The sequence below is a fragment of the Microbacter margulisiae genome, from assembly GCF_014192515.1.
Lineage (GTDB): Bacteria > Bacteroidota > Bacteroidia > Bacteroidales > Paludibacteraceae > Microbacter > Microbacter margulisiae.
Genome location: NZ_JACHYB010000001.1, coordinates 1,319,618 through 1,343,431 on the forward strand (window position 1 = coordinate 1,319,618; position 23,814 = coordinate 1,343,431).

11 protein-coding genes are annotated in these 23,814 nt (G+C 40.5%); all 11 read left to right on the forward strand.

All coding sequences use genetic code 11. The annotated features are described in order from the left end of the window. The first annotated feature begins 293 nt into the window (after window positions 1–293). Window positions 294–2,432: a hypothetical protein gene (locus FHX64_RS05440; protein WP_183412789.1), complete on the forward strand. Its 2,139-nt coding sequence runs from the start codon at window positions 294–296 to the stop codon at window positions 2,430–2,432. Window positions 2,433–2,922: 490 nt separating this feature from the next. Continuing rightward, a complete protein-coding gene (locus tag FHX64_RS05445) occupies window positions 2,923–5,985 on the forward strand; it encodes a SusC/RagA family TonB-linked outer membrane protein (protein WP_246392310.1) in 3,063 nt (1,020 codons plus the stop codon). A gap of 19 nt (window positions 5,986–6,004) precedes the next feature. Then, window positions 6,005–7,981: a RagB/SusD family nutrient uptake outer membrane protein gene (locus tag FHX64_RS05450; RefSeq protein ID WP_183412791.1), complete on the forward strand. Its 1,977-nt coding sequence runs from the start codon at window positions 6,005–6,007 to the stop codon at window positions 7,979–7,981. A 32-nt stretch (window positions 7,982–8,013) separates the two neighbouring features. After that, a complete protein-coding gene (locus FHX64_RS05455; RefSeq protein ID WP_183412792.1) occupies window positions 8,014–10,821 on the forward strand; it encodes a SusC/RagA family TonB-linked outer membrane protein in 2,808 nt (935 codons plus the stop codon). Window positions 10,822–10,849: 28 nt separating this feature from the next. Next, entirely contained in the window at window positions 10,850–12,559 is a 1,710-nt protein-coding gene (locus FHX64_RS05460) for a RagB/SusD family nutrient uptake outer membrane protein (protein ID WP_183412793.1), read from the forward strand. 233 nt (window positions 12,560–12,792) lie between these two features. Further along, window positions 12,793–14,406 carry a right-handed parallel beta-helix repeat-containing protein gene (locus FHX64_RS05465; protein WP_183412794.1) on the forward strand — a complete coding sequence of 538 codons (1,614 nt, stop codon included), beginning with the start codon at window positions 12,793–12,795 and terminating at the stop codon, window positions 14,404–14,406. A gap of 31 nt (window positions 14,407–14,437) precedes the next feature. Next, the gene (locus FHX64_RS05470; RefSeq protein WP_183412795.1) at window positions 14,438–17,116 is read left to right on the forward strand and encodes a glycoside hydrolase family 2 protein; all 2,679 of its coding nucleotides are present in this window, start codon (window positions 14,438–14,440) and stop codon (window positions 17,114–17,116) included. A 44-nt stretch (window positions 17,117–17,160) separates the two neighbouring features. Beyond that, window positions 17,161–18,486, forward strand: coding sequence for a rhamnogalacturonan acetylesterase (locus FHX64_RS05475; RefSeq protein WP_246392312.1), 1,326 nt, complete (start codon window positions 17,161–17,163; stop codon window positions 18,484–18,486). A gap of 12 nt (window positions 18,487–18,498) precedes the next feature. Further along, on the forward strand, window positions 18,499–19,959 hold the full coding sequence (locus tag FHX64_RS05480) for a glycoside hydrolase family 28 protein (protein ID WP_183412796.1): 1,461 nt from the start codon (window positions 18,499–18,501) through the stop codon (window positions 19,957–19,959). 22 nt (window positions 19,960–19,981) lie between these two features. After that, entirely contained in the window at window positions 19,982–20,722 is a 741-nt protein-coding gene (locus tag FHX64_RS05485; RefSeq protein ID WP_221202146.1) for a DUF4450 domain-containing protein, read from the forward strand. Between the two features lie 20 nt (window positions 20,723–20,742). After that, window positions 20,743–23,541: an alpha-L-rhamnosidase gene (locus FHX64_RS05490; RefSeq protein ID WP_183412798.1), complete on the forward strand. Its 2,799-nt coding sequence runs from the start codon at window positions 20,743–20,745 to the stop codon at window positions 23,539–23,541. Window positions 23,542–23,814 lie beyond the last annotated feature (273 nt).

The following is a 23,814-nucleotide window of genomic DNA, read 5'->3' on the forward strand; positions in this document are numbered from 1 at the left end:
GATTTCACATTATCAGTCATATTTTCATACATTCATATATATAAATAGTTATATATATGAACATTACTACAAATAGTAATATAGTTATAACAATAATTTGGCCAAACATGATCCAAAAATTTGTGTCAAAAAACGAATATAAAGTATCAAATTGTTCAATTTTGATTAGGATATGCTCTCTTACCTTTGTAATAGAAATTATAAAATGAAGATGTAAATAATTTACATCAAAAGATGTGAGCATAGTGATATGCGACTCTTCGTAGAACCCTTAAAATCAAAATTCCTATCGTATGAAAACATGCGTTTACATTTTGGCTGTAGGACTGGTATCATTATCCGGTACGATGAGTTGCTATGGCTCAAGAATTAATCGCAAAGCGCTGGTAAAAAGGCATGAACCTATCATTCGTCAAATAGATTCCTTATCATCATTATCGGTAGGAAACGGCCATTTTGCCTTTACTGTTGACCCAACAGGATTACAAACATTTCCCACATTTTATAAAAATGGAGTTCCATTAGGAACCGAATCCGATTGGGGTTGGCATAGTTTTCCGAACCCTCACAAATACACTTTTTCCGAAACATTACGGAATTATGACTTTCGTGGATGGAAAGAGCCTTACTCCGTTCAATTTAATGAAAAAGGACGCCAACAGGATGCAGCCAACTGGTTTCGGATTAATCCACATCGATTAAACTTAGGCAATGTCGGGTTTGATTTCACGAATTCCAAGGGAGAAGCACTAACGATAAATGACATACATCATATTCATCAAAAACTGCATTTGTGGGATGGTTACATTCAGAGCGATTATGTCATCAACGGCAAACCAGTAGATGTTCAAACCGTATGTAATCCTTATAAAGATATCATCTCCGCTCGGATCACTTCTCCTTCATTACATTCACAATCGATCAAAATCCATTTTCGGTTTGCCTATCCAAGCGGTAATTCTTTTGACGACGGATGTAGTTGGAATGAACCGAATAAACACATCACTTTAATTATAGCACAAGGGGCACACTTTGCTATTTTTAAGCGGCAATTAGACAGCACGACTTATTATGTTGCCATTCAATGGAAAGGTAAGGCAACACTATCCAAAAAAGCGGCTCATTTTTTTATTCTCATGCCTGACAGCAGGGCAGATTCGTTTTCATTTTCGTGTTCGTTCACGAATTATTATTCAAAACTGCCTTTATCAACATTTTATGCAAACAAAATGGCGGCTAAAAAATATTGGAACCAGTTTTGGAAGAAAGGAGCCGCAGTTGATTTCAGAAAATGTAAAGACTTAAGAGCAAGAGAATTAGAAAGAAGAGTAGTGCTCTCCCAATACCTAACAGCCATACAATGCGCCGGCAACACGCCGCCTCAGGAAATAGGGTTAACGTACAACAGTTGGTATGGTAAATTCCATTTGGAAATGTATTGGTGGCACGAAGTCCATTTTGCATTATGGAACCGGATTAATTTGCTAAAACGCAGTTTTGACTGGTACAATACAGCCTATACAAATGCCAAAAGAATTGCCGAAAGGCAAGGATTCAAAGGCGTCAGATGGATGAAAATGACAGATCCGTCCGCCCGTGAATCTCCGTCAAATGTTGGATCTTTTTTAGTTTGGCAGCAACCCCATGTCATTTACGTAGCCGAATTAATCTATCGGGACCATCCTTCATTAGCCATCTTAAACCGTTACAAAAAATTGGTATTTGCAACTGCCGACTTCATGGCATCATTTGCAACTTTCAATAAAAAGACAGGATATTATGATTTAAAAGGGCTTATTCCTGCACAAGAGACACTGAAAGCAAGCACAACGGTTGATCCGCCCTTAGAATTATCCTATTGGTATTATGCGCTAAACACGGCACAAAAATGGAGAGAGCGATGCGGTATGCCACGGAATCCGGAATGGGATAAGGTCTTACAACATTTACCTCCTTTGGCATATAAAGACAGTTTATATCTTGCTGCAGCATCTGCCGCACAAACATACAGCGATCCACGATTTACATCAGACCATCCGGCTGTTTTGGGAGCATTGGGCATGTTACCTCTTTCGCCTTTAGTGCAACCGGCAATCATGCGAAAAACATTAGACTGGGTCATGACACATTGGCTTTGGGCTACCACATGGGGTTGGGATTACCCTTTAATAGCGATGACGGCAACACGCTTGGGAGAACCTGAAAAAGCGATAGACGCTTTACTAATGAATCAACAAAAAAATAGATATCTTATTAATGGTCATAACTATCAGGATCAACGGCTTCGTATCTATTTGCCCGGGAATGGGGGGTTACTTACGGCAATTGCCATGATGTGTGCCGGCTGGGATGGCTGTACACAAAAAAATCCCGGATTCCCTAAAAATGGCAAATGGGATGTACAATGGGAAGGATTAAAAAAGATACCATAGAAATACACCACTACAACATACACGCAGAATCGTATTCCATATTACATAATGTTCCCTGAATTCAGCAGGAAATAGCCAATCCTAATGAGTCAGACTTAACTCCTAAGTTTAATTTAATATTCATAAGGCAAAAGACAATTACACATTTATCCAAACAATAAAAACATCAACCAGAGGCCTAAAACCACAAAAGACAAATTCTAATTATTTCACTGAGCTTATTATTAATCTGATTATGAAAACATCAATCCTACTTTTTCCCCTTTTATGGGAATGGTATCTCAAAAAAACAATTAACAAATCAACTATTATCGAATTCACTCTAAGATTATTTCAAGATTAAAGCATCGTTGTTTTGACATGCCAGACAAAGCTATCAATTATCTAAAATAAATAATTAACGTTAAATATGATAATACTACTCTTAAAACAAAAATTTTTAAGAAGCACTCGCTTGCTTCTATTTTGCTCCGTAATTTTTTACCCCCTAATGGGTATCTCTGCAAAAGCAACACTTCAGCAACAGAAAAGAAATACCGTAACTGGAATTATTGTTGACAATCAAGATGTTCCAATTATTGGTGCCAACATAAAAACAATGAATGGTAAAGTCGGGACGGTTACTGATCTTGACGGTAAATTTACATTAAACGTTCCTGTTGGTACTAAACTAACAATATCCTATATTGGATATAATTCAAAAACAGTAACAACTCAGGGTGGCGTTATGAAAATCACCATGGACGAAAGCTCAGTTAATTTAAAAGATGTAGAAATTGTCGCATACGGTTCTCAGAAAAAAGTAACCATAACCGGCGCGATTTCGAGCATAAAGGGTGACATGTTATTAAAAACACCAACCGGATCTGTTTCCAATATGTTATCTGGTGAGTTAACAGGTATTACTACAGTACAATACTCAGGAGAACCAGGCTCTGACGCTGCCAGTATTTTTGTACGAGGCCAAGCTACTTGGAATAATTCTGCTCCCTTAATAGAAGTAGATGGTGTGGAAAGAAGCTTTAACGATATTGATCCAAACGACATAGCAAGCATTACTGTGTTGAAAGATGCATCCGCTACAGCTGTATTTGGGGTGCGAGGTGCTAACGGAGTAATCCTGATCACAACCAAACGTGGTGTTGAAGGAAAACCCAAAATAACGTTTTCGACTTCGAACAGCGTAATAGTACCTACAGCAACCATTAAACAAGCTAACGCCTACCAATACGCCACTTTTTATAACCAAATGCAACTGAACGATGATCCGACGGCGACTCCAATGTTTTCCGATGCCATCATTCAAAAATTCAAGGATCATTCCAGTCCTATTCTTTTTCCGGATGTCAACTGGGTGAATTATTGTTTGAAGAAAGCTACCATTCAAACAGAACACAACATTAGTATTACGGGCGGAACTAAAACAGCACGTTATTTTGTCTCAGCAGGCGCTTTTACACAAGGAGGATTGTTCAAGGAATTTGGCTTGCCATACGACCTCGATTATCGTTACAACAGATTTAACTATCGCTCCAATCTGGATATTGATGTCACAAAAAGCACCACTCTATCTTTAAACCTGGCTGGAATTGTGGATGATTCACACAAACCATACACAGGGCAAGGTAGCTCTGGAATGCTGAAAAACATGTACTGGGCGACTCCATTTTCTAGTCCGGGATTAGTTAACGGCAAAATGATTTACACCAGTACAGAATATGGACTACCTTTCACCGGAGGAGCAGGTATGGCTTATTATGGAGGTGGATTTATGGAAACCAGAAATAATACCCTAAACGTCGATGTTAGTTTAGCTCAGAAATTAGGATTCATAACCAAAGGTCTTTCGGCAAGAATTAAAGGTTCTATGAACAGTGGTTATACAATGTATGACCAAGCCTCCGCCTCTATTGCCACCTACACCCCAGTACCTCAATCTGATGGAACAATTGCTTACAAAATAAATGGACAAAACTCTCAACTAGCCTATACCGAAACCGAGGGTAAATCTTATAACTGGTATATGGAGGCCGGGTTTAATTATGATCGCACATTTGGTTATAATCATGTGACAGGTTTATTACTTTATAATGAATCCAAGACATATTATCCGTCAACGTATTCTGATCTGCCGAGCGGATATGTAGGTTTGGTAGGACGGGCCACTTACGATTGGAAAAGCAAATATCTGGCAGAATTTGATTTAGGCTATAATGGCTCTGAAAATTTCGCTCCCGGTAAACGATTTGGCACTTTTCCCGCCGGTTCAGTTGGATGGATCGTAAGCGAAGAACGATTTTGGAAACCTATCAAGCCTATTATTAATTACCTTAAATTCCGTGCATCGATGGGGCTTGTTGGCAATGATAAGGTAGGAGGAAGTCGGTTTATGTACACTGCAGATCCGTATCAAATAAACAATACTACAGCGCCCAATCGTTTGGGATACGGTTATTTCTTTGGTATTAATAACGGGACGATTACCCCTGGGGCACATGAACTAGCAAAAAACAATCCGAACGTAACATGGGAACATTCCTTGAAACAAGACTATGGGATGGATTTTTATACGCTGAATCAACGCTTACAAGTTAGCGCAGATTATTACAAAGAACGCCGTACAGATATTTTGCTACAGGATCAAACTGCTCCGGGCATATTAGGATTCGTATTGCCATATGCCAACCTTGGCCGTGTGAACAGCTGGGGATGGGAACTCGCATTGAAATGGAATGACATGATTGGACAGAAATTCAGATACTCTCTGGGATTGAACCTTTCATACAATCAAAATAAGATTATTGAAGATAAAGAAGCACCCCTGAATAGCGCCTACCAATATGCACAAGGGCATCGCATCGGAGCTCGTAGTATGTACCAATTCTTTGAATTTTATAATTCAAAAACAACACCTGCACATTACATGAAAGTATTTGGAGAACCTTTTCCCACACAATTGCAAACCTTACAAGATGGTGATTGTGTATATGTGGACTTAAACCATGATGGGAAGATCGATCCTAATGACATGACACGCGGTTTAGGTCATACAGACGATCCGGAGTACATTGCCGGGATTAACATGGGCTTCAGTTGGAACAACTTTGATGTATCCCTTCTATGGACTGCAGATTGGGGAGTAAGTCGTTTGTTATCAGATGTTTTTCGTCAACCTTTTGTCAGTGGCAGTTCGGTTAACCAAGGAGGTTTACTGGTTTATCAGGTAGATCATACATGGACGACTCAAAATCCATCTCAAAGCTCCGACTACCCGCGTGCAACCTGGGTTAATGCAACAAACAACTATGCTACTTCTACCCTTTATGAAAAAGATGCCAGTTATCTGCGCTTGAAAAGTATACAAGTTGCATACAATTTTCATCTCCCCTTTATGAACCAACTAAAATTGAACACTTTCCAATTGGGATTCACCGGCTATAATATTTTAACTTTCACAAAATATATTTGGGGTGATCCTGAATCGACTGCTTCTGGTTCGCCCACTTATCCTCTGACAAAAACGTATTCTCTGAATTTGAGACTTGGCTTTTAATATATTAAATCAAAATACAATGCAAATAAAAAATAACAAATGGATACTTGTCGCCGCAGGAATCATGTTAGTCCTGGTTGTTTCTTGTGTGGATCCTGTCAACTTTGGCAATAATTTTCTTTCAAAGGCTCCTGGTGGAAACGTAACTGAAGATACTGTGTTCGATAATGCAACATATACTCAGCAGTTCCTAACCTCTCTCTATTCATATCAATACTACGGATTACCCTATTATAACGGTTCCGGAGACTTTCCCGAATGTGATAATCCGTATGTTGGCAAAGTTGACTTACTTTCAGACTGCTGGCAAACCAATTGGTCAGGATGTGCAATATATTCCCAATATTACAATGGATCGCACACTGCAGAATATGGAGTACGTTCCGACAAATGGAGCTTCCTAAATAACAGAGTTTGGCAGGCTGTTCGTGCAGCATGGTTATTGATAGAGAATATACACAGGACTTCTGGCTTAACGGATGATCAAAAAGCAGAAATGAAGGCTGAAGCCGAATGTATTATTGCTGCCCGTTATTATGACACTTTCCGTAATTATGGAGGACTCCCTATCATCAGATCCTCTTTTAGTGGGACAAGTTCAAGCTATAATATTCCTCGCGCCAGTGTGGCAGAAACGGTCAATTTCATGGACAGTTTGTTGGATAATGCTATCGCAACTTCAAGTTTTCCGTGGAGCTTTAGCGCTGCCGACATTAGTAACATGAATGGACACTGGACAAAAGCAGCTGCTATGGCATTGAAATGTAAAATTTTACTTTTTGCCGCTTCTCCGTTATTTAATGATACCCAACCTTATTATCCCGGAGCTACAAACAACCCGGCTATTTGGTATGGCGGTTACAAACCCGAACTCTGGCAACAATGTCTTACTGCTTGCACCGACTTCTTCAATGCACTATCTCAAAATGGCTATTATCACCTTGTGCAAGCTAAAGGAACACGTCCTCAGGATTACCGCCTTGCCTATCGTACTGGATACGCTTCAGAAGCAAGTCCAGAAATTTTACTTTTCACCACTGTAACAACCACAGATGCCTTTAAATCAGGATATTATTGCTGGCATTCCTGGGGAGATCCTCTCATGACTGTTCAACGACTCAGTTATTGCCCTACTCAGGAATATGTAGACATGTTCCCCTGGGCAGACGGGACACCCTTTAATTGGGACCAAACACAAGCTGCAGGTAAACTGGATCAGATGTTTGTCACCGGAACAGTTGCCCAAAATAATGTTACACTGACTCGCGACCCAAGGTTGTATGAAGAAGCGATTGTCAACGGACAGCAACAATCATTAGACTGGACCACAGGAAACATGAGTGGTACCACTTATGAAAGCTGGGTAGGAGGTACCAATGCATTATTACAGCCATTAACCCAAAGTGGAGATTTTGCAACCGGATATGCCCCAATTAAATTCCTGATGGGTAACGATATGCTTCGTCAATATTGTGAATGGCCTTACCTTCGCCTTTCAGATATTTACCTTACCTATGCGGAAGCGTTGTGTCAAACCGGCGATCTACAGGATGCTATTAACCAGGTTGACATAGTTCGGGCTCGTGTAGGATTAAAAGGTCTGGTCGCCTGTAACCCTACAGAAAATCTCACCACTGACAAGAATGCACTTCTTCAGGAAATTCTTCGTGAACGTGCTTGCGAATTGGGAATGGAAGATAGCCGTTTCTTCGATTTAGTTCGTTACAAAAGAGCAGATCTTTTTCAAGAACAATTGCACGGGCTTCGGATATACCGACTTGATGCATCTGGGAATAAGATAGAAACTGCATGGTATAATGGTGACAGAAAAACGGGAGCTCTTCAACCGACTCATTTTGATTACGAAATTTTCCCTATTACCAGTCCTACCCGCTATTGGTGGACAAACGGTTTTGATCCGAAATGGTATCTATCACCTTTCCCTCAAACTGAAGTAAACAAAGGTTACGGACTTGTCCAAAACCCCGGATGGTAAAAACACATATGTCAACTGAAATATAATCAATTATGAAAATAAATAAAATAATAATTTCAGCTTTTCTTGTTTGCGTTGGTCTGCACGGATTTGCACAGAAAGCTAATGACAATGACAAGTCTCAGAGTTATGCCGACCAAACTGTTAACATTGGCTACGACATCAATCAACCGTTGGAAGAATCAACCTCTTCTGTATCTATTATAAAAGGAGAAGATCTTACAAAACGTAGTGCAAAAGACGTATCTAATTCGTTGTTTGGATATGGATTGGGCCTTATGACATTAGAAAATTCAGGCACTTATGCTTCGCAAGAACCCACGTTCTATATCCGCGGATTGCAAAGCAGTTCTGACAATAAGCCACTTATCCTGGTAGATGGCATTGAACGTGATATGAGTTTTATAACGCCGGAAGAAGTGAAATCGGTAACCATATTGAAAGATGCTGCCGCCGTAGCTCTTTACGGGTATAAAGGTGTTAACGGAGCTATCAACGTAGTAACAAAACGAGGAAAATACAATAGCAAGGAAATCCAGTTTTCTTACGATCAATCCTTTAACTGGCAGGAACGCCTTCCAAAATTTGTGAATGCATATACGTATGCCAATGCTATCAACGAGGCTCTCACCAACGATGGTTCATCTATCCGTTATTCTGCTGATGAACTGAATGCTTTCAAAACCGAGCAATATCCCTATTTGTATCCAAATGTAAACTGGATAAATAGCACATTCCGAGATTTATGTCAATCAAACAGGTACAATATAATCTTTCGTGGGGGAGGTTCAAAATTACGTTACTTTACATTGTTCAATCTTACTTCCAGCGATGAATTTATCGCTCATCCCAATATGAACAGCGGATACTCTACACAAGATAAATATTCGAAAGCAAATCTGAGAATCAATTTGGATATTGATTTAACAGACAAAACATCGTTAGTATGTGATGTATTGGGAACTCTTAACGAAAGTAGTACTCCGGGTGATAACGCCAACCTATGGAATATGATTTATACAATTCCGGCTGCGGCTTTTCCTGTAAAATTACAGGATAACACATGGGGAGGTAATGCCACTTGGCCAGGAACCAGTAATCCTGTTGCCATGTCTGAAGCTGCAGCTTACGCTAAAGCACGTACCTATTCAAATTTCACAGACTTGATTTTGAAACAAGATCTATCTCCCATTCTAAAAGGATTACAAGGCAACATACGTATGTCATACGACAACATTTCCAATCTTTGGGAAGACCATTCTAAAACCTTTGTGTATGGGAGCGATGCTGTTACAAGTTGGTTAAATGGAACACCGGCTACGACACAACGCTATACTGGCGGTACTACCAGCGGAATGAATACTTCTGCAGGAATTACAGGGTGGACACGTGCTTTTAATTTATCCGGCGCATTTGATTATAGCCGTACATTCAACGTTCATAAAATTTACAGTCAGTTAAAATGGGATTATGAATACAGAAACTCAATAGGTGTGAACAACACCTGGTATCGCCAGAACGTATCTATGTATACTCACTATGGATATAAAGACCGTTATTTTGGCGATGTGACAATGATTGCTTCTGAATCAAGCCAACTTGCTCCCGAACACAAATGGGCATTTTCACCGACTGTTTCAGCCGCCTGGATACTCTCCAAAGAAAACTTTTTAAAAGACATCTCTTGGGTGAATTTCCTGAAATTAAGAGCATCTTTGGGTATTATAAATTCCGACAGAATTCCCTATGATGGATATTGGCAACAAGCTTATGTAGGTGGATCTTACTATCCGTTCGACACTAATTATTCTGTCGGAACCACCAGTTGGACTTTAGGTCAATTGGCTTCTCTCAATTCCACGCACGAAAAGTCTTATAAATATGATGTAGGTATTGACGCGACACTATTGCATGGATTAGATATGACCATTGACGCCTATTATCAACGAAAAAAAGACATTTGGGTAGCTTCGAACGGAAAGTATTCTACTATCCTTGGATTTACTCCTCCATACGAAAACGGAGGTATAGTTGACGACCGTGGTATTGAAGTAGGTGCTAATTATTCTGCAAAAGCAGGCGATGTAACATTAAATATAGGAGCAAACTTTACTTGGTCAAAAAACAAAATTGTGAACATGCTGGAACAACCTCAAATGTATCCCAATTTAGTACAAACAGGCTCTTCTATTGGTCAGGTGTTCGGACTTAAAGCAATTGGGTTCTTTAAAGATCAGGCTGATATTAACAACAGTCCGACACAATCGTTTGGCACAGTTCAACCGGGCGATATCAAATATAAGGATGTAAACGGCGATGGGAAAATTGATGGGAATGATAAAACTTTTATAGGATACAGTACGCTAGCTCCTGAGATTTACTATTCATTCCATCTGGGAGCAGAATGGAAAGGATTAGGTTTTGACGCCATGTTCCAGGGAACAGGAAATTATTCAGCCGTATTAAATACCCAAAGTGTTTATTGGCCATTGATTAACAATACGAATATTTCGCAGTATTACTATGACAATCGTTGGACACCGACTCATCAGAATGCTAAGTTTCCACGTCTAAGCGCTCAAAGTAACACGAATAATTATCAAACGAGTTCTCTCTGGGTTGCTGACCGTTCGTTTCTGAAGTTACGTACAGTGGAGTTATATTACAAACTTCCGAAGGCATTATTGAAAAACACGAAAGTTATCAACAATATCAAGCTATACATCAGAGGTATCGATTTGCTTTGCTTTGATCACATCAAAATTGCAGATCCGGAATCGTATGGAGCAACCAATCCGCTAATGCGTAGTGCTGTAGCCGGAATAAACTTAGATTTTTAATTCAAAAAACATTTTAATTTGAATGAGTATGAAATTGAAAACAATAATAAGTGGAATAGCTTTTACACTAGCCCTTGCTTCATGTAGTGATATGAACTATCATGAATATTCCCTTTATCAAAAAGATTATGTTGATGCCACTTACGACAATGTGACCGGATTGGTGACAAATATTTACACTAAATTGGATTATGATTTCGGACAAAATTATTCGGGAGGCATGCTGGCTTCAGCATGTGATGAAGCAGAATATGCCTACCCATCAAATTCCATTTGCGATTTTTATAACGGATCATGGAGTCCGTCTAATCCATTAGATGGTACTTGGACTAATAGCTATGCCGCTATTCAGATGTGCAATCTTTATCTGGATGACTTTCAAGGACTAACTTTCCCTGATTTAGCATTAAATCAAGATTATGAGGCTAAGATGTTCCGTTACCACAACAATGCTTACGAAGTACGCTTTCTTAGAGCCTATTTCTATTTCAATTTGGTTCGACAATACGGTGCTGTTCCTTTAATTAAACATTTAGTTACTACAGCAACAGTAAATACCTTGAAACGCACTCCCGCTGATTCCATTTTCGCATTTATCAATACTGAATGCGATAGTATTGTTGATAAAATCCCTGCGGATTATACCAATTTAGGAATTTACGCTCTTCCCAGTAGCTCGGCTGAAACTGGGCGTGCCAACCGGTTAGCTGTTCTTGCATTGAAAGCTCGTGCGGCTCTTTATCATGCAAGTCCGCTGTTCAATCCAAATAATAACATAGAACTTTGGCATCAAGCAGCTTTGGCAAATAAAGCAGTTTTGGATTCATGTGCAAAATATGGATATGTGTTAGGTAAATATGCCGATCTGTGGGGGCAAAATAACTGGTCCAATAAGGAAATGATCTTTATGCGTCGCATGTATCCTGACGCTACCAATACCTTGGAAAGTTATAACTTCCCAGTTGGAGTGGAAGGTGGTCATTCTGGCAATTGTCCGACTCAAACATTGGTAGACGCTTATGAAATGAAAGCAACCGGAAAATTATGGAATGAAGCCGGAAGTGGCTACGACCCAACAAATCCATATGTAGGACGTGATCCCCGATTTGCTCTTACTATTGTAAAAAACGGAGATACAAAATGGCCTGCATACAACACACTTCCGATTGAAACTTATTATGGTGGAGCTAATGGAGACCCCATTTCGGGGGCTACACCTACGGGATATTACTTAAAAAAATATTGCGATGTTTCCGTCAATCTAACAGCTACTAGCATAAATACTAAACGCCATTCCTGGATTATATTTCGCTTAGGCGAATTTTATCTGAATTATGCCGAGGCAGTTTTCAAATATCTGGGATCTCCTGATGCTACTTCAGCGGAGTTCCCGCTTTCTGCCACTGCCGCTGTGAATATTATCCGCAACCGCTCGGATGTCAAAATGCCACCATATCCAACAGGACTCTCAAACACTGATTTTTGGAACAAATACGAAGACGAACGTATGGTAGAACTGGCTTTCGAAGACCATCGCTTCTGGGATTTGAGAAGATGGAAAGAAGGCTCTAAGTTGAGCAGTATTGAGGAAATGAAGATAACCCAAAACGCAGACGGAACCTACACATACACCCGTGTGAATGTAGCTCGTACATGGGATGACAAAATGTACCTCTTCCCTATTCCACAATCAGAAATCATGAAGAATCCAAATTTAACACAAAATCCAGGTTGGTAAGTTTACCCTGACATCCAACAGCAACAAACATACAAAATGAGTATCTGATATTTTATCTAATTTACTACTGGCTAATTCCAGGGATTAACCTTGATAAGTAAGCCAAACGCAAGCACGGAAACGGATAGAATCGTCCTTATTTGAAGCTCCCGACTTCAGGAGAAAACAAGTTTGGACGATTCCCGTTTGCAAGCGTCAGTTTTTAAAAGAACAGTTTAAATTTTAACAAACAGATGAAAAAGCTTTTACTTCTTATTTCCATCGTATTTTTAATGTCATTCCCAATTCCTGCAACCAATTATTTCGTTGCTCCTGATGGCAATGATACGACCGGAACGGGAACAATTGATGCTCCTTATGCAACAGTCATGAAAGCCAACCAATATGTCTTGCCGGGGGACACTGTATTTCTTCGTGGTGGAATTTATAAAATGACAGACGCTCAGATTAATCGTTATTATAGTATTTGGGCATATATGAACTATATGGATAAGAGCGGAACTTCATCCAAATATATTTGTTACTGTGCTTATCGCAACGAACAACCAATCATTGACATGTCGGCAGTAAAGCCTGTCGGTTATCGTATCATTGTTTTTTATGTGAAAGGCTCGTACCTGCATTTCAAAGGGCTTCAGATTATCGGTACGCAGGTAACCATTACCACTCACACACAATCGGAATGTTTCCGCAATGAAGGGGGAAACTATAACATTTACGAACAATGCTCCATGCATGATGGAATGGCAATCGGTTTTTACCTGACCAGAGGAATGCATAACCTTGTCCTCAATTGCGATGCTTATAACAACTGGGACAATGTATCGGAAGATAAAAAAGGCGGAAATGTCGACGGTTTTGGTTGTCACCCGGTAAGCAGTGGAAGCGTAGGGAATATTTTCAGGGGATGCCGTGCGTGGTTCAACAGTGATGATGGTTACGATTGTATCAATGCTTATGCACCTGTGGTTTTTGATCATTGTTGGGCATTCTATAATGGATATTCCACTTCATTTGAAAGCCTTGGAGACGGCAATGGATTCAAAGCAGGTGGTTATGGACAGGCACCTGTTGTCTCTAATCTTCCCAATCCAATTCCATCTCATACTGTCGAATTTTGTCTGGCCTACAGGAATAAAGCCAATGGAATTTATGCCAACCATCATGTACAGACAGGAGATCATTTCTATAACAACACATCCTATCACAATGGAATCAACTACAATATGTTGAGCCAGAAAATTACCATAAGCCCAATAACAGGAGATGACACTACGCTTGATTGCCCAGGCTTTAGTCATGTGTTGCACAATAATCTCTCTTTCAGATATGGCACACAGACCGAAGTTGTCAATATGGGAACCTGCGTGAATACCTACAATTCTTTTTCTCCTAATTCCGGAGTGACTGTAACTACTGATGATTTTTTAAGTGTGGACGCATCTTCATTGACTGCACCACGTCAGGCCGATGGTAGCCTACCCGATATCAACTTTCTAAAACTGAAAGAAGGTAGCGATCTAATTGATAAAGGCATGGATTTGGGATTTCCTTACAATGGAACTACTCCCGATCTTGGCGCTTTCGAATCAGATTATAGTACCACGGCAGTTCCCAAAATAATTTCCCAAAAATCATTATTCTTTCCAAATCCGGTTCTTGACATGCTAAACTTCCGTTCGGAAATGAAACAAGTGCAAGTTTACAGCATGACAGGCGAATTAATACTGACAGCAAAAAATACAAATCAAATGAATGTTTCGAATCTACAAGAAGGTATTTATCTGATGCAATATGCGCAGCTAGACGCAAAAGATGGTACGATTAAATTTGTCAAAACGAAATAGTAGGTATAATACCACATAATCATATTAACCAATGGAGAAAAAGAAATACATAGCTCTACTCTTTTTAATTAGCGTCATTTTTGTACTTAAGACAGAGAACTCAACAGCCTCAAATTTAGGGGCTACAACAAGAATTATATACCATCCCCCCATTTCTCCGCGGACAATTTATAACTTTAACCCGGGTTGGAAATTTGCCTTTGGCGATTCTGCCGACGCCAGTCAACCACAATTCAATGATTCTGCATGGAGCGACGTCAACCTCCCCCATACATGGAACGATATCGATACGTATCGATCATTCATCAGCCATAGTGGTGGCGACCAAGGAGAAAAGCGGTTTGGAATAGGCTGGTATCGAAAACATTTCAAATTGCCCCAAAGCGCAACGGGTCGAAAAATTTTTCTTGAATTTGACGGTATGCGGCAAGCAGGTCAATTTTTTCTTAATGGGAAGTTAATTGGTAATTATGAGAATGGGATCACCGCTGTAGGATTTGACATTACAAACACTGTCAAGTTTGGAGGTCAGGATAATATTTTAGCCGTCAAGGTAGATAACAGTCAAAATTATAAAGAAAAAGCTACGGGCACTCCATTTGAATGGAATGTAAAAGATTTTAATCCTAATTTCGGAGGGCTTAATCGAGATGCCAAACTAATTATAACAAGTAAGATCTATCAAACTCTCCCTCTTTACGAAGATCTAAAAACATCAGGAATTTACATTTATCCATCGAATTTTAACATCCATCATAAAACCTGTGATGTAAATATCGAATCACAGGTACGCAATGAATCAGGCGATCAGCAATCCATTACATTGTCAGCCATAATTGTTAATCGTGAAGGAGTCGTATGTGCCAGATTGCAAGGTAACACATCCGATTTGGTAGATGGTGAAACAGAAATATTTACCGCAAGCGGACAATTATCAAATGCAAAATTTTGGAGTCCCCAATCACCAAATCTTTACGATGTATATTGCATTCTCACTGTGGATAACAAGATTGTTGATGTACAGAGAATTAAAACAGGATTTCGCGAAACCCAATTTAAAGGAGGTGTTGGCACCGGAGGAGTCTATCTCAACGGAAAGTTCATTTGGCTTACCGGTTATGCACAACGGGCGGCTAATGGTTGGCCGGGACTGGGAGGAGCCTATCCTGACTGGATGCATGATTTTACCATGTCACTCGTACGCAAAAGCAATGGCAACTTTATTCGTTGGATGCACGTTGCCCCCCAACGGGCAGACGTAGCAGCATGTGATAAATATGGTATAGTCGAAATATGTCCTGCCGGCGATAAGGAAAGGGATGCGCAGGGACGGCAATGGGATCAACGGGTTGAGGTCATGCGTGCCACAATGATTTTTTACCGTAACAATCCAAGCATATTCTTTTGGGAAGCAGGGAACACCATTGTAACACCGCAACAGATGGAACAGATGGTATCCCTCAGAAAACAATGGGATCCCCACGGAGGACGTGTCATTGGGACACGCGACAATGACCTCTCAGAGGCCAACAAAGCTTTAACTCCCATATGTGAATGGTATGGGGTCATGATAGGTCAAGCACCTCAAACCGACAAAATCACAGGGGATGAAATTTTCCGCGGCTATAGTATTGCCCGTCGCAACAGGGCGCCTCTGATAGAGGAAGAAGATTTTCGCGATGAAGCCGGTCGTAATATTTGGGATGCCTATTCTCCTCCACATTTTGGATTCAAACCCCGTGAAGGAGACACATATCATTGGAACTCCGAAACATTTTGTCTGGCGGCTGCCGCGCGATATGAGCGTTACATGCTTAACCGGATAGACAATCCCGACCCTGCTCATTCAAAATGGTCAGGCTATGCTTCCATTTATTTCACAGATGCGGATGCCGACGGACGCCAGGATAGCAGTTATGTGCTGCGGGTTAGTGGCAAGGTTGACGGTGTGCGCCTGCCGAAATCGTTGTTCTATGTTTCGCGGGTGATGCAAAATCCACAGCCTGACATCCATATAATAGGGCATTGGACTTACCCGCCCAATACTGTAAAAACTATCTATACAGCCGCAAATCATTGTGATTCGATGGAATTATTCGTTAATGGGAAATTAGTAGGCGTGGCCAATAAACCGTATGATTTTACAGATCGCTTTAATGGGAACAATAAGAATCTTGGCAACACAGGGTATATCTATGCTTTCCCATCCGTTCAATATAAAATCGGTACTATTAAAGCAATAGGTATAACCAACGGTAAAATTGTTGTCCGGGATGAAATCGAAACTGCAGGAAAACCAGAAGCTGTCAGGCTTACCGTTCATACAGGAGCAAAAGGATTGCAAGCAGACGGAAGTGACATTGCTTTAATCGACTTCGAGGTTGTGGATGCAAAAGGAAGACGCTGTCCAACGGATGAATCAAGGGTTGATTTTCAAATCACAGGACCGGCTATCTGGAGGGGAGGATTTAATGCTTCAAGGCTCAATAGCACCAATAATCTTTATCTTTATACGGAATGTGGCATTAATCGGGTAGCCATTCGTTCAACTCTCACACCAGGTATCATTACAATAACGGCCAAACGAAAAGGACTTGTCAGTGCTACCGTAAAAATTGAATCGAACCCTGTAAAAATCGTCAGCGGGCTCTCCCTGTCTACGCCACAAAGATTAGATGCTTCAAATAAAATCACCTTAGCCTCTGAATAAAGATGTAACAATAAATCAAGATACAAACATTACAAAAACGAACTATGATGAAAACAAAATTATGCCTGATACTATTCTTAGTAAGTGCATTTGGCATTCTTCATGCAGAAAAGAAGACGTGGAAATTTGAATTTGGTCATACGGACATTCAAAAAGGATTCGTAGGCGTTGATGCTTCAACAGCCTATACCGATCAATCAGGTTACGGTTTTGATTTGGGAACGCATCCGCAAGATTTTTCATTTCAGGGTTCCTCCCCATTCCACGGAGATGGAGTAAAAGACACTACTTCTTTCTTTTTTTCAGTAGCTTTGCCGGAAGGAAACTATACGGTAAAAATATGGTTTGCAGGTACGCAAAAGCCTTCCAATACCACTATCAAGGTGGAATCCAGACGGCTCATATTCCTAAACGTCAAAACTCCTGCCGAAACACTTTCAACAAGAACATTCTCAGTTAATATACGGAATAGCAAAATAAGCAACACATTATCGGTAAAATTAAAACCACGTGAAATAGGGAAATTAGATTGGGATAATAAGTTAACATTAGAATTCGGGGGAAAACATCCGGCGATCGTGGCTATCGAAATAACAAAAAATGATCAAATGCCTACTGCATTTATCTTTGGAGATTCAACCGTGACAGATCAACAAATGGAGCCATGGACCGGATGGGGACAAATGCTTCCCTTCTTTTTCAACCAGGGAATTGCCTTTGCAAACTACGCAGCATCGGGAGAAGCAGGCAATACTTTCATTGCCGCCCGAAGATTAGCCAAAGCCCTCACACAAATGAAAAAAGGAGATTATGTCTTTATACAGTTCGGGCATAACGACCAAAAACAGCATTTTCCGGGATCAGGGCCCTTTGGTTCCTATAAGAAATCGCTTATCGAGATTATCCAGGCTGTACGTGAAAAAGGAGCAAGCCCTATTCTTGTAACCCCTATGAATCGAAGATTTTTCGACTCAAAGGGAAAAGTCATCAATACCTTAGGAGAATTCCCGGAAGCTGTTCGAATCACGGCAAAAGAAGAACATGTGCCTCTAATCGACCTAAATGCCATGAGCAAAATATTATATGAAGCATGGGGACCTGACGGTTCTACCAAGGCTTTCGTTCATTATCCCGCAGGAACGTTTCCGGGCCAAACAGTGGCTTTAGCCGACAACTCACATTTTAATGAATATGGGGCTTATGAACTTGCCAAATGCATTATAAAAGGTTGCATTCAGCAAAAACTAGGACTTATTAAGTTTCTTCGGCATAATTATAAACCATTTGATCCTGCGCAACCGGATTCCTGGAATACCTTTGTAGTACCTATGAGTCCTTTCATCACCCTTATAAAACCGTTAGGAAGTTAAATATTCAGCCATATGATACGATATAATTTTCAAAAAACAGAAAGATATACTATTGCATTGTATATATGCATTATAGTTAGTTGCTTATTTACAGACAGTATTCAGGCAATCAACAGGTTTCATCCGTCATGGGAAAACGAAGCAGGAGCAAAAACGACATTTGCATCCAACCACATGTTCAATGCTAATGCGTATGGAGCAAAAGGAGATAGCGTCACCTTGAACTCAAAATATATTCAAGCAGCTATTGATGCCTGTGCAGCTAAGGGAGGAGGCATTGTCACTTTTAAACCGGGGAATTATGTAACAGGATCCATCTTTCTGAAAAGTGGCGTCACATTACGGTTAGATTCCGAAGTAGTACTCTTAGGCTCTCAAAACATCAAGGATTATCCCCTGATTCAGACCCGGATTGCCGGGATTGAAATGAAATGGCCAGCAGCTATTGTCAATGTATTAAACGCACAAAATGTTGCTATCAAGGGAAAAGGAATAATTGACGGACGGGGTAAAAAGTTTTGGGATTTATACTGGTCAATGCGCAAAGTCTATGAAGCCGAAGGATTGCGTTGGGTGGTAGATCATGAATGCCATAGGCCCCGCATGATACTGATATCAAAATCACAAAACATACTTCTTCAGGGGTTACAATTGCATCGATCCGGTTTTTGGACCGTACAACTACTCTATTCAAAAAACATTACAGTAGATGGCATTACCATTCGCAATAATATCGGAGGACATGGCCCCAGTACGGATGGGATCGATGTAGACTCATCCACCCGGATTTTAATCGAGCATTGCAATATTGACTGCAATGATGACGACATCTGTCTGAAAGCAGGGCGGGGAGTGGATGGAGCGCGCGTGGATAAACCTACGGAATATGTAGTCATACGCAATTGTGAATCAGGCTTAGGAGGCGGATTAATCGTATTTGGGAGCGAGACTGCCGGAAGTATTCGTCACGTATTAGCGTATAATCTGACTGCTCATGGCACATCTGCAGCTTTGCGATTTAAATCGGCCATTATAAATCGGGGAAGTACGGTAGAAGACGTAACGGCTTATCACATCAATGCGATCGGTACAAAGGCTGTTGTTGTCGCATCATTAAGCTGGAATCCAGCCTATAGTTATCCAAAATTACCGCCGGCATATGCCGGAAAGCCCATCCCCGCCTACTGGAAAGTAATGCTTAAAAAGATTCCGGATAGTGTACCCTTACCTAAATTCAGAAATATATATATTGAAGGGCTGACAGCTACGAATGCCATTGTGGGTATCGATGCTTCAGGGATGGATCAATCCACATTGGATAATTTCACTTTCAAAAATTGTACTTTCAACGTACAAAAAGCAGGCGAAATCGCATATGCAAAAAACTGGCTATTCCGGAACGTAGTATTTCATGCGGTTCAAGGCAATTCGTTATCCATTTCACATAGTCAAAACGTTCAATTTATCAAATAAAATGAAAACGCGTAAGCTGTATATGATATTATTTGTTTGGGCTTGTGTAGCATTGAATGGAAAAGCACAAAACAACCGATATCCCTACAACTTGAATACAAGAACCTACTCATCATGTATCAAAGGAGCAAGTTCTCCGGACTTGTCGTTTTATATTCCCGGGTTAGCCGGGAATATAAAATTCGGGTTGATTCAAGGAAAGGCCAGCATGTGGTTATCAGATATGAAGACCATTTGTATGAGTAATAAAAATGAGCTGCATTATTCCGTTACAGGAGGCTTGCTAAAGCAGGGAGCATTATCATTTACCATATATGCTTTATTGCAAACAGATGGAATCATCATGCAAATAGAAGGGTGTCAGCTTCCTGACAGCATTCAATTATTTTGGGCATTCGGCGGCGCATCGGGGAAAACGATACAACAATCACCTCCGGGTCTTAATGCAGATGATTGTCTCAATAATGTATTCATCATAGAACGTAATTCAGAATTTCTTTACTATCCTACCCTGCCGAAATTTGGAGTAATCCATGCCCTGTTTCCTATTCAAACGACAGCCCGGATTGCCGACGCAAGAGAGCAAACCACTCCTTTACTATTTTTTAATTCAGGGGGGGGAACAAAATATCAGGCTTTAACAGGGACATTTGTACTAAAAACAGGATGCAAGTATTACATTGCTTTATATCGACCTTCACCATCCTTTGACGTGAATTATTACATGTTACCCTCCATATTCAGCAAACTCGAAGCACAGTAATAAAAACAAATTATAAACACATGAAGACCAGAGTTACATTATTCGTAATATTTTTATTATTTCTGACATCAAGCATAGATGCCCAATCAACCGCATGGCCAAAAATGACAACCGAGACAAAACCATGGTCGCGTTGGTGGTGGATGGGAAGCGCTGTGGACACCGCCAATCTGGCTTGCAATATGGAGGCATACAGTAAAAAAGGACTTGGAGGCTTGGAAATTACGCCCATCTATGGCGTTCAGGGAAATGATGCCAATGACATATCCTACCTGTCGCCTAAATGGATGCAAATGCTACGTTTTACAGAAGAAAAAGCCAAGCAATTAGGCATGAAGATTGATATGGTTACCGGTACCGGATGGCCTTTCGGAGGACCTCAAATCACCATTGCCAATGCAGCAGATAAGGTAATCTTTCAGGATTATTCGTTAACCGGAGGAGAACATCTATCGCAACCCATTGTAATGAACAACGTAAAGCAAAGACCTTATGGGACTCTATTGTGTTTAATGGCATTCTCGCCAACAGGAGAGAAACTAAATCTAACCGATAAGATAGATAACAAAGGAGACTTACAATGGACTGCTCCGGCAGGAACATGGAAATTAATGGCGGTTTTCAATGGGAAAACCCTTCAGAAGGTGAAACGGGCGGCACCCGGAGGAGAAGGATGGGTAATGAATCATTTTTCCAAAAAAGCGGTTGATACCTATCTGGCACGTTTTGATCATGCTTTTGCCACAAGCCATGTCCCCTATCCCAATGCATTTTTTAATGATTCCTACGAAGTATTTGGAGCTAATTGGACACCTGATTTTTTTACACAATTTGCCAAACGTCGCGGGTATCGGTTAGAAAATTATTTAAGAGAATTCCGCGGAGAAGGAAACGCCGATACCATTGCTCGTGTGGTTAGCGACTACAGAGAAACCTTAGCGGAGTTGTTATTGGAAAACTTTACAGAAAACTGGACGGCATGGGCTCACCGCCATGGAAGCATCACCAGAAATCAAGCGCATGGCTCTCCCGGTAATTTAATTGATCTTTATAGCGCTGCTGACATCCCCGAATGTGAAACATTTGGAGGCATGCCTGATTTCAATATCAAGGGATTACGGAAAGACAGTCTCAGCACTACCAATGAAGCTGATTTGACCACCATGAAATATGCATCGTCAGCCGCTCATATAAACGGGAAAAAATATGCCTCTTCCGAAACGTTTACCTGGTTAACCGAACACTTCAGAACCTCTCTTTCAGAATGCAAACCGGTGCTGGATATGTTGTATTCAGCCGGAATTAACCATGTCTTTTTTCATGGAACACCTTATTCCCCAAAAAATGCTGCATGGCCCGGATGGTTATTTTATGCTTCTATTGATATGTCTCCAACTGATCCGATGTGGCACGATGCAGCTCCCTTTTTCAGCTATATCAGGCGTTGCCAGTCATTTCTCCAATACGGAAAACCGAACAATGACGTTCTGATTTATTTACCTGTTTATGATTTTTGGTATGAAAACAGAGGGACACCTTACCTGGCATTTGATATTCATTCTATGCCTCAACATACACCTCATTTTATTAAAGCCGTAAATAGTATACTTAACGACGGTTACGATGCCGATTATATCTCCGATCGTTATATAGCAACAACATCGGCTGAAAACGGATTGCTGAAAACAGCCGGAGGCACTACTTACAAAGCGCTTGTTATTCCATCGGTAACCATGATGCAGCCGGGAACGCTGCAAAAATTAATTATGTTAGCCAAAAATGGAGCTACGATCATTTTTGTAGGTCATTATCCTGAAGATGTTCCGGGATTAGGATCTTTACAATCACGGCGCGTAGTCTTTAAGCATGCAATAAGTGAACTACCTGATTCCCAAACATTTCAGACACCTAAACGTTACGCTTTTGGGAAAGGCTATATCATTACTGCCAAAGATTATAAATCAGCATTATCCCTATGTAACATTCCAAAAGAAGAAATAAGAACCGTGTGGGGAGGCTCTTATATCCGTCGTAAGAATCCGACGGGATATCATTATTTTATTGCTTCTTTACAGCATAAAGGCATCAATGGATGGGTTACCCTGGGAGTAAGAGCCAAATCAGCCATGCTTTTTGATCCTTTAACAGGCCATTCGGGGAAAGCCGCTCTCAGGCAACATAATGGACATACCCAAATCTATTTACAATTACAATCCGGACAATCTATTATTGTCAAAACATTTACCAACAACAATGTACAAGTTAAACCTTGGTGCTACTATCAGGCATTGCCTGATACGTTGACATTAGCTGACGGATGGTCAATGCAATTCATCAAAAGCGAACCGGCTATTAAAAGAACCTTCAACATACATCATTTGGAGTCATGGACCAATATGAACATCCCAAATGCAAAAATAAACATGGGGATAGCCCGATATACGATCAAATTTAATCTTCCCAAATCAAAGGCAACCGATTGGATATTAAATTTGGGAGATGTCCGCGAAAGCGCCCGTGTATATATCAATGGGGAAAAAGTAGAAACGCTTTGGTCAGTTCCTTATGAAACGAATGTTGGCCAATACCTGCATCCGGGAAGTAACACGCTGCAAGTTGAAGTAACCAATCTTCCGGCAAACCGCATCTCGGATTATGACCGCCGGGGAGTAAAATGGAGAATATTCAATGAAATCAACATGGTTGATGTTCATTATCAAAAGAGCTCCTATGCTTCATGGAAACCTGTTCCTTCCGGACTGCTTGGCCCGGTTGAATTAATACCTGTAGTTAGCCAACCGAAGAATATCAACCAGTAGACAAGCAATCGAATGACTGAATAACCGATTCAATTGACAATGGACAGTTGACAGTTGACAATGAAAATCTGGAAGTTAAAGAAGATGACAACCTCAAAGTAGTTTAGTAGCTAGTAGACGGTAGTATAGTAGAAATCTGGAAATCTGAAGTTAAGAAGATACAGGAAGGTCGGAAGTTAAAGAAGAACTGGAAAACTGGCAATCCTGTTAATCCAAATTTCCCATAACAGTGTCCATGCCTGAAATAAGTTGACCACTTTAGAGTAACAAAAA